Annotated in this window: 14 protein-coding genes and 1 pseudogene; 9 read left to right on the top strand and 6 right to left on the bottom strand. The window is 69.5% G+C overall.

Features of this window, described 5'->3' with window-relative positions; genetic code table 11:
* Nucleotides 1–169 precede the first annotated feature (169 nt).
* Nucleotides 170–346, bottom strand: a pseudogene (locus P3L51_RS13425) (hypothetical protein); the annotation flags it as partial.
* A 131-nt stretch (nucleotides 347–477) separates the two neighbouring features.
* Here P3L51_RS13425 and P3L51_RS13420 point away from each other — a divergent pair.
* The 6 genes from P3L51_RS13420 (at nucleotide 478) to P3L51_RS13395 (ending at nucleotide 4,584) form a co-directional block, all read left to right on the top strand.
* Entirely contained in the window at nucleotides 478–819 is a 342-nt protein-coding gene (locus P3L51_RS13420) for a hypothetical protein (protein ID WP_354605398.1), read from the top strand.
* Nucleotides 795–1,658, top strand: coding sequence for a tyrosine-type recombinase/integrase (locus P3L51_RS13415; protein WP_354605397.1), 864 nt, complete (start codon nucleotides 795–797; stop codon nucleotides 1,656–1,658). Before P3L51_RS13420 ends, P3L51_RS13415 begins: the two co-directional genes overlap by 25 nt.
* Entirely contained in the window at nucleotides 1,655–2,401 is a 747-nt protein-coding gene (locus P3L51_RS13410) for a hypothetical protein (protein ID WP_354605396.1), read from the top strand. Before P3L51_RS13415 ends, P3L51_RS13410 begins: the two co-directional genes overlap by 4 nt.
* Nucleotides 2,398–2,679, top strand: a complete 282-nt coding sequence (locus tag P3L51_RS13405; RefSeq protein ID WP_354605395.1) for a hypothetical protein — start codon at nucleotides 2,398–2,400, stop codon at nucleotides 2,677–2,679. Before P3L51_RS13410 ends, P3L51_RS13405 begins: the two co-directional genes overlap by 4 nt.
* Nucleotides 2,676–3,254, top strand: a complete 579-nt coding sequence (locus tag P3L51_RS13400; RefSeq protein ID WP_354605394.1) for a DUF6262 family protein — start codon at nucleotides 2,676–2,678, stop codon at nucleotides 3,252–3,254. The genes P3L51_RS13405 and P3L51_RS13400 overlap by 4 nt, the downstream gene beginning before the upstream one ends.
* A gap of 304 nt (nucleotides 3,255–3,558) precedes the next feature.
* Nucleotides 3,559–4,584 (top strand): hypothetical protein, encoded by a 1,026-nt coding sequence (locus tag P3L51_RS13395; protein WP_354605393.1) that lies wholly within the window; start codon nucleotides 3,559–3,561, stop codon nucleotides 4,582–4,584.
* A gap of 26 nt (nucleotides 4,585–4,610) precedes the next feature.
* Here P3L51_RS13395 and P3L51_RS13390 read toward each other — a convergent pair whose 3' ends face one another.
* A complete protein-coding gene (locus P3L51_RS13390) occupies nucleotides 4,611–5,141 on the bottom strand; it encodes a hypothetical protein (protein ID WP_354605392.1) in 531 nt (176 codons plus the stop codon).
* 269 nt (nucleotides 5,142–5,410) lie between these two features.
* On the opposite strand from P3L51_RS13390, the gene P3L51_RS13385 reads away from it, so the two are divergent.
* A complete protein-coding gene (locus tag P3L51_RS13385) occupies nucleotides 5,411–6,052 on the top strand; it encodes a nucleoside/nucleotide kinase family protein (RefSeq protein WP_354605391.1) in 642 nt (213 codons plus the stop codon).
* A gap of 17 nt (nucleotides 6,053–6,069) precedes the next feature.
* Here the strand turns inward: P3L51_RS13385 and P3L51_RS13380 are convergent, their stop codons facing one another.
* The 4 genes from P3L51_RS13380 to P3L51_RS13365 all read right to left on the bottom strand — a co-directional run bounded on the left by P3L51_RS13380 (nucleotide 6,070) and on the right by P3L51_RS13365 (nucleotide 9,484).
* Nucleotides 6,070–6,987: a carbohydrate kinase family protein gene (locus tag P3L51_RS13380; RefSeq protein WP_354605390.1), complete on the bottom strand. Its 918-nt coding sequence runs from the start codon at nucleotides 6,985–6,987 to the stop codon at nucleotides 6,070–6,072.
* The gene (locus P3L51_RS13375; RefSeq protein WP_354605389.1) at nucleotides 6,984–7,892 is read right to left on the bottom strand and encodes a pseudouridine-5'-phosphate glycosidase; all 909 of its coding nucleotides are present in this window, start codon (nucleotides 7,890–7,892) and stop codon (nucleotides 6,984–6,986) included. Before P3L51_RS13375 ends, P3L51_RS13380 begins: the two co-directional genes overlap by 4 nt.
* An 81-nt stretch (nucleotides 7,893–7,973) precedes the next feature.
* Nucleotides 7,974–8,516, bottom strand: a complete 543-nt coding sequence (locus P3L51_RS13370; protein WP_354605388.1) for a methylated-DNA--[protein]-cysteine S-methyltransferase — start codon at nucleotides 8,514–8,516, stop codon at nucleotides 7,974–7,976.
* 59 nt (nucleotides 8,517–8,575) lie between these two features.
* Nucleotides 8,576–9,484, bottom strand: coding sequence for a glycerophosphodiester phosphodiesterase (locus P3L51_RS13365; RefSeq protein WP_354605387.1), 909 nt, complete (start codon nucleotides 9,482–9,484; stop codon nucleotides 8,576–8,578).
* 235 nt (nucleotides 9,485–9,719) lie between these two features.
* On the opposite strand from P3L51_RS13365, the gene P3L51_RS13360 reads away from it, so the two are divergent.
* Both P3L51_RS13360 and uvrB read left to right on the top strand, forming a co-directional pair.
* Nucleotides 9,720–10,649, top strand: coding sequence for an MHYT domain-containing protein (locus tag P3L51_RS13360; RefSeq protein WP_354605386.1), 930 nt, complete (start codon nucleotides 9,720–9,722; stop codon nucleotides 10,647–10,649).
* A 52-nt stretch (nucleotides 10,650–10,701) separates the two neighbouring features.
* Nucleotides 10,702–12,810 (top strand): excinuclease ABC subunit UvrB, encoded by a 2,109-nt coding sequence (gene uvrB / locus P3L51_RS13355; RefSeq protein ID WP_354605385.1) that lies wholly within the window; start codon nucleotides 10,702–10,704, stop codon nucleotides 12,808–12,810.
* The last annotated feature ends 179 nt before the right edge of the window (nucleotides 12,811–12,989 follow it).

Genomic DNA, 12,989 nt, shown 5'->3' with positions numbered 1-12,989 from the left:
GGAACGATGTCTTCCGGCGGGTGTGCGGGCCGGTGCGGCAGTGCTCCAACTCCCCTCGGCCCGAGGCTTTTACAGCGTCGTAAAGGGCAAGCCGTGAACGCTTCTCAGCGCCGTACGGAGTGCTGACGGCGTGCTGACGGCGTGTGGTCGGAGCGTCGGCGGAGTGCCGTCAGGGCAACTCCGCCCAGCGCACCAGCGTCTCGAAGTCGCGCTCCCGCAGCCCTCGTCGCGGATGGATGCGCAACAGCAGGGCGGGCCCGTCGTGGTGGGTCGCGACATACGTCGTGTCGAGGTCGGTGATCATGTCGTCGACCCAGGCGAAGGGGCGGCCGGCCGCCTTTTCCAACTGCTCTGTGAGTGTTCGTGTCCCTCGTTTGGGTGTTCCCCGTGGGCATCCCGTGCTGATTTACCGACTGTCTCCGTTTCCTTCGGTACGTGTGGGAGATCGATCGGGGAGGCAGGGCGGCACGGAGTCGGGTGGTCCTTGGGGATCTGCGCGTCCAGGTGCTGGAGCGAGCTGGTGGTGGCAGGTCGTACGTGATCGTGCGTCCGGACTGTGCGGTCGACGCGGAGGCGGATTCGTATCTGCGGCTGTTCGAGGGCTCGGGGTCGCAGAAGACGTATGCCTACTCCCTGGTGGACCACTTGCGGTGGCGGGTCAGGGAGGGGCTGACCACCGAAACAGTCACGATCCGTGACCTGCACCGCTACTTGGGGGCCGTGGGTGCTCAGGTGCCGATGCCGTATGGGCAGCCATGGCGGTATCTCCTCAACGTCCGTACGGTGCCTCGGCTTTGCAGGTTGCGGCGGCATGCCTGAAGGGCTTCTACCTCAACGCATGCGTCAGCAAGGGCGTGAACGCCTCCCTGAAAGAGGCCCTAGCGGTTACGCGGCTGCCGACGCAAGTGGACCGGGACCGGGCTCTCTTGGGGCATGTGAAGACGTCGATGACAGTCAATCCGCTTGCTCCGAGGCGGTCGCCGCGGCGTCGGCACCCGAAGATGCTGCCGGAGGGAGCCAAGGACGAGTTGCGGGGCGTGATGAACACGGCCCGAGACGAGATGGTTTTGCAGTGGCTGTCGGACACCAGCCTGCGGCCGGGCGGGCTGACGGGTCTTCACTTGATGGACCTGCACCTGCGTGAGAACGCGGCCTGCGGTGAGTGCAGGGACCCTCACCTGCACATTTGTCATCGCTTGGGAAATCCGAACCGGGCCGCGGCAAAGATCAAACCGGAGTGGAGGGTGGTCGACGACGTCGTCACCGGTGGTGAGATCTACCGCGCCAGTCCCGCAATGATCAGCAGCTACTTCAAGTACATGACGACAGAGTATGCAAAGTACGCCACGGGGCACGGGATGCTGTTGATCCAGCTTGCCGGCCCGAACCGTGGTGATCCCTGGAGCGCGGATGCCGCCCGCGGGATGCTGCGGCGAGTCGGCCGCAGGGCCGGGCTGCCGGGAAGGATCACGCCCAAGGCATTTCGCCACCAGATCACCAGCGACGTCCTCGACGTCACGAACGGCGACTCGATGGTGGCCAAGGCCGTCGGGAACTGGTCGTCGGTCAGGATGGTCGATGAGGTCTATGGCCACCCCGATCTGCACTCGCCCGACTTCACGGCCGCTCTCCAGGCCGTCTGGGGTGAGGACGCATGACGCACCCTGCACTGGCATTGCGGGCCTTGCCGGTGATCGTTCCTGGGCGGGACGGGCGAACCACGCGGGACCGGTTGGAGCTCCTCACCGCCTTGATGGACGCGCCCGCCTTCGATCCGCTGTTCCGCCTGGACGTCATCAAGGTGCCCGGAGATCATCCTGTCTACGGATGGATCTGTGGTGTTCCGGAGTGCCAGCGAGGGCGGGAGGCCACGGCCGACTTCTGTTTCAACCACGATGTCGAGTGGCGGAATCTGAAGCGGGAAGGCCAGCGGCTGGACGTTTTTTTCAAGAACGCCTGGCCCTTGCCGACCGTGTCCTGGCACGACCCGCCGGACTGCTTGATCTGTCCGGGGATTCCGGCGGCCAGCTCGGTCGGGTTGTGCAAACTGCACGTGGACCGCTGGTATCAGCACCGTCTGCGGCAGCAGCGCCAAGGGCAGTCAGCCGATCTCGACGTGTGGTTGGCGTCTGAGTCCGCGTTCGTGCCGTTCGGCCAGTGCCTGGTCGACGTCTGCCCCGACCAGGCGGTAAGCCCCTTGGGGCTATGCAGTCGGCACCGCTACCGCTACAAGAGCGAAGGGCGGCCCGGCGGCGCCGATCTTCCTAAGAACTGGGGCAGATGGCTGGCCGACCTCGGCAAGCCCGTCCCGGTGACCTACACCGACGAAGCCGCCTTTCGGCGGTGGTGCACGCCTGCCCCTGGAAACTCGACTGCCACAACTGCGACAAGTTCGTCATGACAGGCGCCGACCTCGTCTACTGGCAGCGCAAGCGCGAGCAGTGGCGCATGGTCGCTGAAGGGGCCCCCACCTCTGCCGCTGCCGACTACCTCAACGACCTCTTCGAGCCCACGGCTCGCGCGATTGACGGCCTCGAAAGGGCGCTGGCCGCAGTCGGCCTCCTCGACGAGGCCCTCTCCCTCGACCTTCGGCGTCCGCAGGACTACTTCGGACGCGTTTGGAGCACCGCCTTTCGGGCCCATGAACTTGCTCGCGAAGACGCTGGAGCGGCCGCATGATTTCCGGCCCTCAATCCACCAGCGCCGCCATCGAGGCCCGTCGGCAGCAGACCCAGGACAAGCTCAACCAGGTCGAGAAGGCCATCGGCCAACTCCGCCGGGAACGCGGACGCCTGACCGTCCGGGCCATCGCCGAGCGAGCGGGCGTGTCAGCCACGTTTCTCTACGAGAACACCAACGCACGTGGCCTCGTGAAGTCCGCAGTGGAAAACAGCCGCAGCCAGCATGACCGACTCGGACAGGATCAGCACGATCGCATCGAGGCGTCCTGGCGGGAGCGAGCCTTGAACGCCGAGGCCGAGCTGAACCGAACCCAGAAGGAGGTCTTCGCTCAGCGACAGCGGATTGGCGAACTCATGGGCCAACTACGCGACTTCGACCCCATGGTTCCTGGCGAATCCGTCCAGCAACTGTCCACCGAGAACACCACCCTCAAGCACCGCGTTCACCAGCTCACCCAGGAGCATCGCAAGCTCCAGGAGCGACTGGAAGGCGCCCGTTCCAACCTCCGCTTCGCCGACAAACGCATCGCCGCCCTTGAGGCCCAACTGCTCGAATCTCAAGGGCCTGACTGAGGATGGAGGCTCACCACATTCAAGAGGTTCGGCCACGGCCTGCGGATGGAGATCGTGATGGGCCATCTCCTGACCGGCGGCGGTCCGGACGGAATGGACGCGTCAAGGTCGTCCCCGTCCAGGTGGTACGTGGCGACGAACCGCGCGCGTGGACGGACATCCACGCGGCGATCGTGGACCTGCTCGCGGGCCATCTGCCGGCGACGGATCGGCGGTAGCGCTCTCCCGGGTGGCGCCCGTGCCGGAGCTCTTCGTGGGGCGGCCACGAGGGCCGTTGTCAGAGGCGATTGGCAAGATTGCGGCCATGAATGTCACTCCTGTCACTCCGCCACGGCCGATCGACGTTGCCGCGGTCTTTCCCCAATTGGCTCCGCTGGCCCGCACGGCGACCCGCCTGCACCCCCGCCCTGGGGCGCCGACATGGCACGACAGCTCGATCGGCGGGCCGCTGCTGTGGCCCGCTGAGGAGCCGTGGCCGCACTGCGAGGAACCGCATGTGGTGGATGGCATCAACCCAGGCCAGTCCCCGGCGGATCTGCGGCTGGAACGACGGATCTTCGCCGCCTCGCACGGCCGGGACCTGACTCCGGAGGAACGGGAGACTCTCGAGCGGATCCGGCCCCCTCGGACGTATCCGGTGAGGCTGGCGGTCCAGTCGTACGACGGCCCCATAGCGATGCTGCCCGTCGCGCAGCTGTACGTACGGGACGTGCCCGATCTGAGCCCGCCGGAGGGCAAGGACCTGCTGCAGGTTCTGTGGTGCCCCTTCGATCATCCGATCATGCCCAGGACCCTGCTCTTCTGGCGTTCGGCAGCCGCCGTCACCGACATCCTCGACACGCCCCCCGAGCCGCCCGCAGTGCAGTTCGACGGCTATCTACCGGAACCGTGCGTGCTCGAACCGGAGCAGATCACCGAGTACCCCGACCATCTGGAGCTGAGCGAAGAACTGCGGGAGCAGCTCAAGCAATGGAGTGTGCCGCAGGCAGCAGAGGAAGACATGGACCCGGACACGTACTACGACTGTGTGCTGTCCAACGCACCCGGCTGGAAGGTCGGCGGCTGGCCCGCTTGGAACTCCGCCGACCCCAGCTCGCAGCCCTGCTCCGAGTGCGGCACCGGCATGGAGGTCCTGATGACCGTCGCCACGTTCGAGGAAGGGGACGACGCCGGGAACAGCTGGTCTCCGCACCCCCACCCAGGTGCTGGACCGTACCCCGGCCACCGCGGCTACAACGCGACCGGGGTCCAGATAGGCAGCGGCTACCGGCAGCACCTGTTCGTCTGCCCGGCGGAGCCCGAGCATCCGCACATCGAGTTGATGACGTAGCCCGTCCGCAGTGTGCAGCCGGGGCGTCACGGTGCGGGCATGCCGTGACGCCGGGTGGCCGCGAGGCTCAGGGTGCCAACCTGCGGCCCGACATCCGAGAAGGAAGCAGGCCATCCCTGACACGACCGCGACGCATCGCCCCAGGTTGAGCGCGTCCCGGTGAGCTCGCCGGTCGGTAAACTAGCGCACTCCACCAGGTGACGCGTCTTCCAGTAGAGGCCGTCGGGATCCGTCGCGAAGAGCTCGGGCCACTCGATCACCGGCAGATCGGTCGGCAGCCCGACGGCCGGCGCGATCATGGTGTTGGCCTCGTGCATCCAGGTGGTGGCCCAGGCCAGTTCGAAGGGCAGCCCGGTGAGTATCGGGCCGTGGGCGGGGTTGAGCCGCACCCGCAATCCGCGTCTGTGGGGCCGGGATCCCGGTGTCTGGCGGGAGAGCCAGCTCGATGGGTGGAGATGGTGCGTCGTGTAGCCGCGCGGCCGGGGCAGCCGCGCGGCGTACGGGTTGAGGGGGCCGTCGACGTCGAGGAGGAGCAGGGGGCGTTCGCGAACCGTCATGGGGAAGAAATGCCCGCTACGGGGGCCGTTTTCGACCTCCGCGCCGTTCTCGCGCCGTTCTCGCGTGGTCCTCGCGCCGTTCTCGCGTGGTCCTCGCGTCGTCCTCGCGTGGTCCCCGCGCCGTCCGCGCGCCCTCCCCGCGCTCGTCTCCCGCGCCGGTACCGCCGTTGACGGACCGTGCCCACGGCCGCCGTATCCAGGACGACGCCCCTGCGGCCGGTCCGTCCCGAATCGGCGAGCGAGGCCGAGATCGGGGACAAGATGGCACGGTGAGACTCGAAGCGATCACCTGGGAGCGGCTGACCGACGCGCTGGCGGAGCGTGCCATGGAGACCAAGGCCGACGACGGCAGCCCCTGGCTGCGGATCGCCGTGGACGGCGCCCCCGCCGCGCACCCCGGCGTACCGGCCGAGGCGCTCGCCGACGCCCTGCAGCTCCGGGGCCGTTCGGTGCTCACCGTCGGGACCGGTGGCTTCCTGCGGCCCGCGTCGCTGCGGTACGAGTACGGGCGCCACGACCCCGACTCGTACTTCGACGGCTGGTTCGACACGGGCGCCCTGTGGCGGGAGGTGTTCGGGCCGGTGGAGGCCGGTGGAACCGGCCGCGTCCTGCCCGATCTCTGGGACCCCGCGACGGACCGTGCGACCCGCAGCGCGCGTGTCGAACTTCCGCCCGGCGGTGTCCTGTTGGTGCACGGGCCGTTCCTGTTCGGCCACTGGTTCCCGTTCGACCTCACGGTGCATCTGCGGCTGTCACCGGCCGCGCTCCGCCGTCGCACCGACGAGGGCGAGCAGTGGACACTGCCCGCTTTCGAGCGGTACGAGCGGGAGGTCGGCCCGGCCGAGACCGCGGACGTCCTCGTCCGGGCGGACGATCCGAGGCACCCCGCCTGGGCGCTCCGGCAGAGCTGAGCCGTGCGCGCGCGAGGTCATGGCACCGGTGGCCGGCCGCCGGGCAGTGCGACAGCCAGGGCCCCGGCGCGGCAGCCGGCGGCGGCTGCCGTCACGGGGTCGGCGCCCGCCAGCAGGGTCGCGAGGAAGGCGCCGTTGAACGCGTCGCCCGCCCCGGTGGAGTCGACGGCCCGCGCGTGATCGGGTGGCACGCGCGCCGTCACGGCTCCGTCCGTCGCCACCAGGGCGCCCTCCGGGCCCAGCGTCACCACGACGAGCGGGAATCGGCGGCTCAGCTCGGCCGCCGCTTTCTCGGCGTCCGGGACGCCGGTGAGCAGCCGGGCCTCGTCCACGTTCGGCAGGAGTACGTGGACACCGTCGGCCGCCGCGAGAAACGCCTCCGCGCCGAGGCGCGCGATGAAGCCCGCCGACGCGGGGTCCACGCTCACCGGGACGCCACGGCCCAGCGCCGACTCCAGTGCGGCGCGCACCACTTGACGGCTCGTGGCGGCGAAGAAGAGATAACCGGAGATGTGCAGCCGGCCCACGCCGTCGAGCAACGAGTCCGACCAGTCGGCGGCGCAGAGGCGCAGGACGGCCCCGCTGTCGGTGAGGAAGGTGCGTTCGGCGGAGGCGTCGACCAGCGAGACGACGGTGGCGGTCGCCACGTCGTCGTCGACGACGAGAAGGGGCCGGACGCCCGCCGCTCTCAGCCGCTCCTCGTGCCATCCGGCGGCGTCCGCGCCGACCCGGCCGAGCAGCCGGACGTCCGTGCGTCCCGTGAACACGGCCCAACAGGCGGCGTTGGCTCCGGCGCCGCCCGGCAGGGTGCGGATCTCGGCCGCCGTGTCCGTGCCGTGCGTGAGTGGCGTACGGTGCCGGGCCACCACGTCGGTGACGACGTCCCCGACGATCAGCAGCGCGCCCGGATCACCGTCGGGGCGCTCACCGCTCACCGCGCCGCCGCGATCAGCGCGGCCAGCCGTACGTTGCCGCGTACGGCGGCCAGATTCGCCTCCAGGGACGCGCCGTCGGTCCGTCGCATCAGCTCGCCCAGCAGGAACGGCGTGACCGCCTGCCCGCCGATGCCCCGCTCCCGGCACTCCGTCAGCGCCTCGGCGAGCACCCGGTCGTGCAGCTCCGGATCGAGCTGCTCCGCCGCCGGTACGGGATTTGCGACGATCAGCGCCGCCGCCGGCCCGCCGAGCGCGTCCTGGGCGCCCATCACCGCCGCGACCTCCTCCGGAGTGCGCACCGTCCAGTCGACGGGCTCCCCGGACGACGAGAGGTAGAAGCCGGGGAAGTGCTCCGTGCCGTACCCCAGGATCCCGACACCCAGGGTCTCCAGACGCTGCAAGGTCGCCGGTACGTCCAGGATCGACTTCACGCCCGCGCACACCACCGTGATCCGGGTCTCCGCGAGCAGCCGCAGGTCCGCCGACTCGTCCTGCGCCCGGGTCCACTCGCGGTGGACACCGCCCAGGCCGCCGGTCGCGAAGACCCGGATCCCGGCGCGGGCGGCGAGGAACGCCGTCGCGGACACGGTCGTCGCACCGCTGGCCCCCATGGCGAGGGCGGGCGCCAGATCGCGGTGGCCCAGCTTCCGGACGGACGGATCTCCCGCGACCCGCGCCAACTGGTCCTTGTCCAGGCCCACATGGGCCCGGCCGTCCAGTACGGCGACGGTGGCGGGGACGGCGCCGCCGGACCGTACCAGCGCTTCCAGTTCTTCGGCGACGGCCAGATTGCGCGGGCGCGGCAGACCGTGCGCGATGATCGTCGACTCCAGGGCCACGACGGGCCGGCGCGAGTCGAGCGCCTCCCGCACCTCGGGGGACAGCAGCAGTGTCGTGTCAGGCATGTCCCATCCCTGGCACGGGACGGGGCCCCGCAAACGTCGCCGGCCGACCCGGGGCCGGGCAGGACGCGCAGCCGAGGCGGGTCAGAACAGCGGCGCGGGCAGCACGCCTTCCAGCGCCAGCAGTTGGCGCTTGGTCTCCAGGCCGCCCCCGAAGCCGCCCAGTTTGCCGCCGCTCTCCACCACCCGGTGGCACGGCACCACGATCGGCAGCGGGTTGGACCCCATCGCGGCGCCGACCGCCTGGGCCGCGCCCGGACTGCCCACGCGGTCGGCCAGATCGCCGTAGCCGACGACCGTGCCGTACGGAACGCCGGCCGCCAGCTCGCGCAGCACCCGCCGGTTGAAGCCGCCCGACAGCGACCAGTCCAGCGGCAGTTCGAACTCCCGCAGGGTGCCGTCGAAGAAGGCCGCCAGCTGACGTATCGGCTCGGCCAGCCGTCCCGCCGGATCCTCGACGGGCTCGGCGCCGAGCCGCCCCTTCAGCTGTCGAAGCGCCGTCTCCCGCCGCCCGTTCGTGGCGTGGAAGACAACCGTCACAAGTCCTTCACCGGTGGCGGCCAGCAGCAGCGGACCGATGTCGCTTCCGACGACGGCCCACTCCACCGACTGCGTGTCGCTGTCCATGCCGACAACGCTACGGCCAGGGTCTGACAACGGGCCCCGGCCCCGTCACGGGCCGTCCGTCAGCCCACCGCGTCCCGCACCACGTCCGGGTTGTTGGTGATGATGCCGTCCACGCCGAACCCGTCCACGCGCACCGCGCCCGCGGTGTCGTTGACCGTCCAGGTGTTGACCTGGAGCCGCTTGCCGTGCGCGCCCTTCAGCCGGTGCACGGCGGCCACGTACTCGGCGGTGAGCGTGGAGTGCGTCGGGTTGATCTGGTCGGTGAACTTCGCGTACGACGGCAGGTCGGCCACCGCCGGCGTACCGAGGAACCCGGTGATCACGTCGGGCCGCCGCTCGTGCACGGCCTTCACGCTGTCGGCGCCGAAACTCTGGATGACGAGCTTGTTCCGCACGTGCGCGCGGTCCAGCCAGCCCTCCGCGCGGAGCACGCGCAGGATGTCCTTCTCGATGCCCGGGTACAGCTCGGGCGCCTTGATCTCCAGGAGGAGCTTCTGCCGGTTGTCCTCGACGGCGTCCAGATACCGCTTCAGCGTCGGCACCCGCGCGCCCGCCCACTCGGCGCCGAACCAGCTGCCCGCGTCCAGCCGCGCGATCTCCGCCGCGGTGAAGTCCTTCACATTCCACGGAGCGCGGTCGGGGTAGACCTGCTCGACGTCGGTGGTGCGCTTGAGGTGGGTGTCGTGCAGGACGACCAGTTCGCCGTCCTTCGTACGCTGGACGTCGTTCTCCACCCAGTCGATGCCCAGTTCCTCGGCCTTGTCGACGGCGGCGAGGGTGTTCTCCGGCGCGTAGGCGGAGGCGCCGCGGTGCGCGATGACCAGCGGATCGGCGCCGTGACGGGCGGACGCGGGGGCCGTCTCCTGGCCCGTGGCCCGCGGCGCGGCGGCCGACGTGGTGCCCGGCAGAACCAGCGCGGCGGCTCCCAGCAGCGCGACGGTCGCGGTCACAGAGGTGCGTGCGTACACGTGGACTCCTTGCGTCGATCGATCACGGACGGGCCGAGACTGACAGTCGGCGGCCAACACGCGACAGGCGAAGGTTGGCCACAACGTGAACGGACTGCGCCCGAGCCGGGCCCGGAGGCGGTCTCCATGTCGACAAAAGGGTGACCTGATGTTTGCTTGCCGTGCCGCTGGTCATACCCTCGCCCCCGAACCTGGGCTTGCGCAGACGGCTCATCAGGAGCGAAGGACGTACCGCATGCAGGGCACCACCGACGGATTCAGCTACGGCCTGATCACCCCCGTGGCGGCCTTTCTCATGGCCTGCCTCGGCGGCGCGCTGGGCCTGCGCTGCGCCATCAGATCCCTGCACACGGCCGAACGCGGGCGCAAGGCCGGCTGGCTCGCGCTCGCCGCCATCGCGATCGGCTCGGGCGTCTGGACGATGCACTTCATCGCCATGATGGGCTTCGCCGTCGCGGAGACCCCCGTCACCTACGACCCGGCCACCACCCTCGCCAGCCTCGCCCTCGCGATCGTCATGGTCGGCCTCGGCATCTTCATCGTGGGATACCGCGGCACGACCACGATGGCCCTGGTCACCGGCGGTACCGTCACCGGCCTCGGCATCGCGAGCATGCACTACCTGGGCATGGCCGGTATCCGCCTCCAGGGCGGTATCGAGTACGACACGCTCACCGTCGGCGGCTCCGTCGCGATCGCCGTCGTGGCGGCCACCGTGGCGCTGTGGGCCGCCGCGTCCGTCCACAGTCTGCTGATGAGCCTGGCCGCCAGCCTGACGATGGGCGTGGCCGTCACCGGGATGCACTACACGGGCATGGCGGCCGTCCACGTCCACCTGAGGCTGCCCGGCGGCTCCGCCGAGGGCGCCGAAGGCGGCGAACCGGCGGCCACACTGCTCGGGCCCATGCTGGTGGGGCCCGGCGTCTTCCTGCTGCTGGCGGCCGTCGTGGTGATCTTCGACCCGCTGATGGTCATGGGCGGCCAGGAGCCCCGCGACCCGGCGCCCCACGGCAGACAGGGCCGAGGACGCCACGAGCGTGCCCTGCCGGGCGTACCGGCCCAGCGGGCCCCGCGGGAGCCCACCTACGGCGAGAGCGCCGAGGAGACGGTCTCCAGACAGTCCGGGGGCGCCGGAGGCGGGTCGCGGGGCGTCCACGACTGGTGATCCGGCGGGTGATCCACCCTCGACTGTCAGTGGGTGGTCGTACGGTGGATACATGCGGCCAGTTTCCAAGATCGAACGTACTTCGGCGCCTTTTGAGGTCATCAGCTCCTACCAGCCCAGCGGCGACCAGCCGACGGCGATCGCGGATCTGGAGCGCCGCATCCGCGCGGATGAGCAGGATGTCGTCCTGCTCGGTGCGACGGGCACCGGCAAGTCCGCCACCACGGCCTGGATGATCGAGAAGCTTCAGCGCCCCACCCTGGTGATGGCTCCGAACAAGACGCTCGCGGCCCAGCTGGCGAACGAGTTCCGCGAGCTGCTGCCCAACAACGCGGTCGAGTATTTCGTCTCGTACTACGACTACTACCAGCCCGAGGCGTACGTCCCCCAGTCGGACACGTACATCGAGAAGGACTCCTCGATCAACGACGAGGTGGAGCGGCTGCGCCATTCGGCGACGAATTCGCTGCTCACCCGCCGTGACGTGATCGTGGTCGCGTCCGTCTCCTGCATCTACGGCCTGGGTACGCCCCAGGAGTACGTGGACCGGATGGTGCCGCTGAAGGTCGGCGAGGAGTACGACCGCGACCAACTGCTGCGCCGCTTCGTCGACATCCAGTACACGCGCAACGACATGGCGTTCACGCGCGGCACCTTCCGGGTCCGCGGCGACACGATCGAGATCTTCCCGGTCTACGAGGAACTGGCCGTCCGCATCGAGATGTTCGGCGACGAGATCGAGGCCCTCTCCACGCTCCACCCGCTCACCGGCGAGATCATCAGTGAGGACCGGGAGCTGTACGTCTTCCCGGCCAGCCACTACGTGGCGGGGCCCGAGCGCATGGAGAAGGCCGTCAACGGCATCGAGCGCGAGCTGGAGGAGCGCCTCGCCGAGCTGGACAGGCAGGGCAAGCTCCTGGAGTCCCAGCGGCTGCGCATGCGTACCACGTACGACATCGAGATGATGCGCCAGATCGGCTCCTGCTCCGGTATCGAGAATTACTCGATGCACTTCGACGACCGCTCGCCCGGCACCGCGCCCAACACCCTCCTCGACTACTTCCCCGAGGACTTCCTGCTGGTCATCGACGAGTCGCACGTCACCGTGCCGCAGATCGGCGCGATGTACGAGGGCGACGCGTCCCGCAAGCGCACCCTGGTCGACCACGGCTTCCGGCTGCCCTCCGCGCTGGACAACCGCCCGCTGAAGTGGGAGGAGTTCCAGGAGCGCGTCGGCCAGACCGTCTATCTGTCGGCCACCCCCGGAAAGTACGAACTCTCGCGCGGCGACGGTTACGTGGAGCAGATCATCCGCCCCACCGGGCTCATCGACCCGGAGGTCGTGGTCAAGCCCACCGAGGGCCAGATCGACGACCTGGTGCACGAGATCCGCGCCCGCACCGAGAAGGACGAGCGCGTCCTGGTCACCACCCTCACCAAGAAGATGGCCGAGGACCTGACCGACTACTTCCTCGAGTTGGGCGTGCAGGTCCGCTATCTGCACAGCGACGTCGACACCCTGCGCCGTATCGAGCTGCTGCGTGAACTGCGCGCGGGCGAGTACGACGTCCTCGTCGGCATCAACCTCCTGCGTGAGGGCCTCGACCTCCCCGAGGTGTCGCTCGTGGCGATCCTCGACGCCGACAAGCAGGGCTTCCTGCGGTCGGGCACCTCGCTGATCCAGACGATCGGCCGCGCGGCGCGCAACGTCTCGGGCCAGGTCCATATGTACGCGGACAAGATCACCCCGGCGATGGAGCAGGCCATCGACGAGACCAACCGCCGCCGCGAGAAGCAGATCGCGTACAACACCGAGCGCGGACTCGACCCGCAGCCGCTGCGCAAGAAGATCAACGACATCGTCGCGACCATCGCGCGCGAAGAGGTCGACACCGAGGCACTGCTCGGTACGGGCTACCGCCAGGGCAAGGAGGGCAAGCAGGCGAAGGCCCCGGTGCCGACGCTCTCCCGGGCGGGCAAACAGGGCGCGGTGGTCACCGACCGGCCCGCGGCCGAACTGGCCGGAATCATCGAGGAGATGACGGATCGTATGCGGGCGGCAGCCGCTGATCTGCAGTTCGAGGTGGCCGCGCGGCTGCGCGACGAAGTGAGTGAACTGAAGAAGGAATTGCGGCAGATGAGGGAAGTGGGGCTGGCCTGACGAGGCCGCGTCCGGGTGTGTTGCAAGACCGACACAAAAACGGCCGAAGCCTCCTGCACTGTCAGTGTGACTGCGTAGGGTACGGGACAACCGCACACATGGACGGTTGCGGGGGAACTTCCGAGAGGGGACAGCGCGTGGTCGACGTATCCAAGGGCAGTGCCGGGGGCCCTGGGGTC

This window comes from Streptomyces panacea, from assembly GCF_040560175.1.
Classification (GTDB): domain Bacteria; phylum Actinomycetota; class Actinomycetes; order Streptomycetales; family Streptomycetaceae; genus Streptomyces; species Streptomyces panacea.
This window is presented reverse-complemented; position numbering and strand designations above follow the sequence as displayed.

Coding starts and splice junctions, on each gene's coding strand:
- P3L51_RS13410 (WP_354605396.1), top strand. CDS start 1,655: ATGACGCACCCTGCACTGGCATTGCGGGCCTTGCCGGTGATCGTTCCT.
- P3L51_RS13405 (WP_354605395.1), top strand. CDS start 2,398: ATGACAGGCGCCGACCTCGTCTACTGGCAGCGCAAGCGCGAGCAGTGG.
- P3L51_RS13400 (WP_354605394.1), top strand. CDS start 2,676: ATGATTTCCGGCCCTCAATCCACCAGCGCCGCCATCGAGGCCCGTCGG.
- P3L51_RS13395 (WP_354605393.1), top strand. CDS start 3,559: ATGAATGTCACTCCTGTCACTCCGCCACGGCCGATCGACGTTGCCGCG.
- P3L51_RS13390 (WP_354605392.1), bottom strand. CDS start 5,141: ATGACGGTTCGCGAACGCCCCCTGCTCCTCCTCGACGTCGACGGCCCC.
- P3L51_RS13375 (WP_354605389.1), bottom strand. CDS start 7,892: ATGCCTGACACGACACTGCTGCTGTCCCCCGAGGTGCGGGAGGCGCTC.
- P3L51_RS13370 (WP_354605388.1), bottom strand. CDS start 8,516: ATGGACAGCGACACGCAGTCGGTGGAGTGGGCCGTCGTCGGAAGCGAC.
- P3L51_RS13360 (WP_354605386.1), top strand. CDS start 9,720: ATGCAGGGCACCACCGACGGATTCAGCTACGGCCTGATCACCCCCGTG.
- uvrB (WP_354605385.1), top strand. CDS start 10,702: ATGCGGCCAGTTTCCAAGATCGAACGTACTTCGGCGCCTTTTGAGGTC.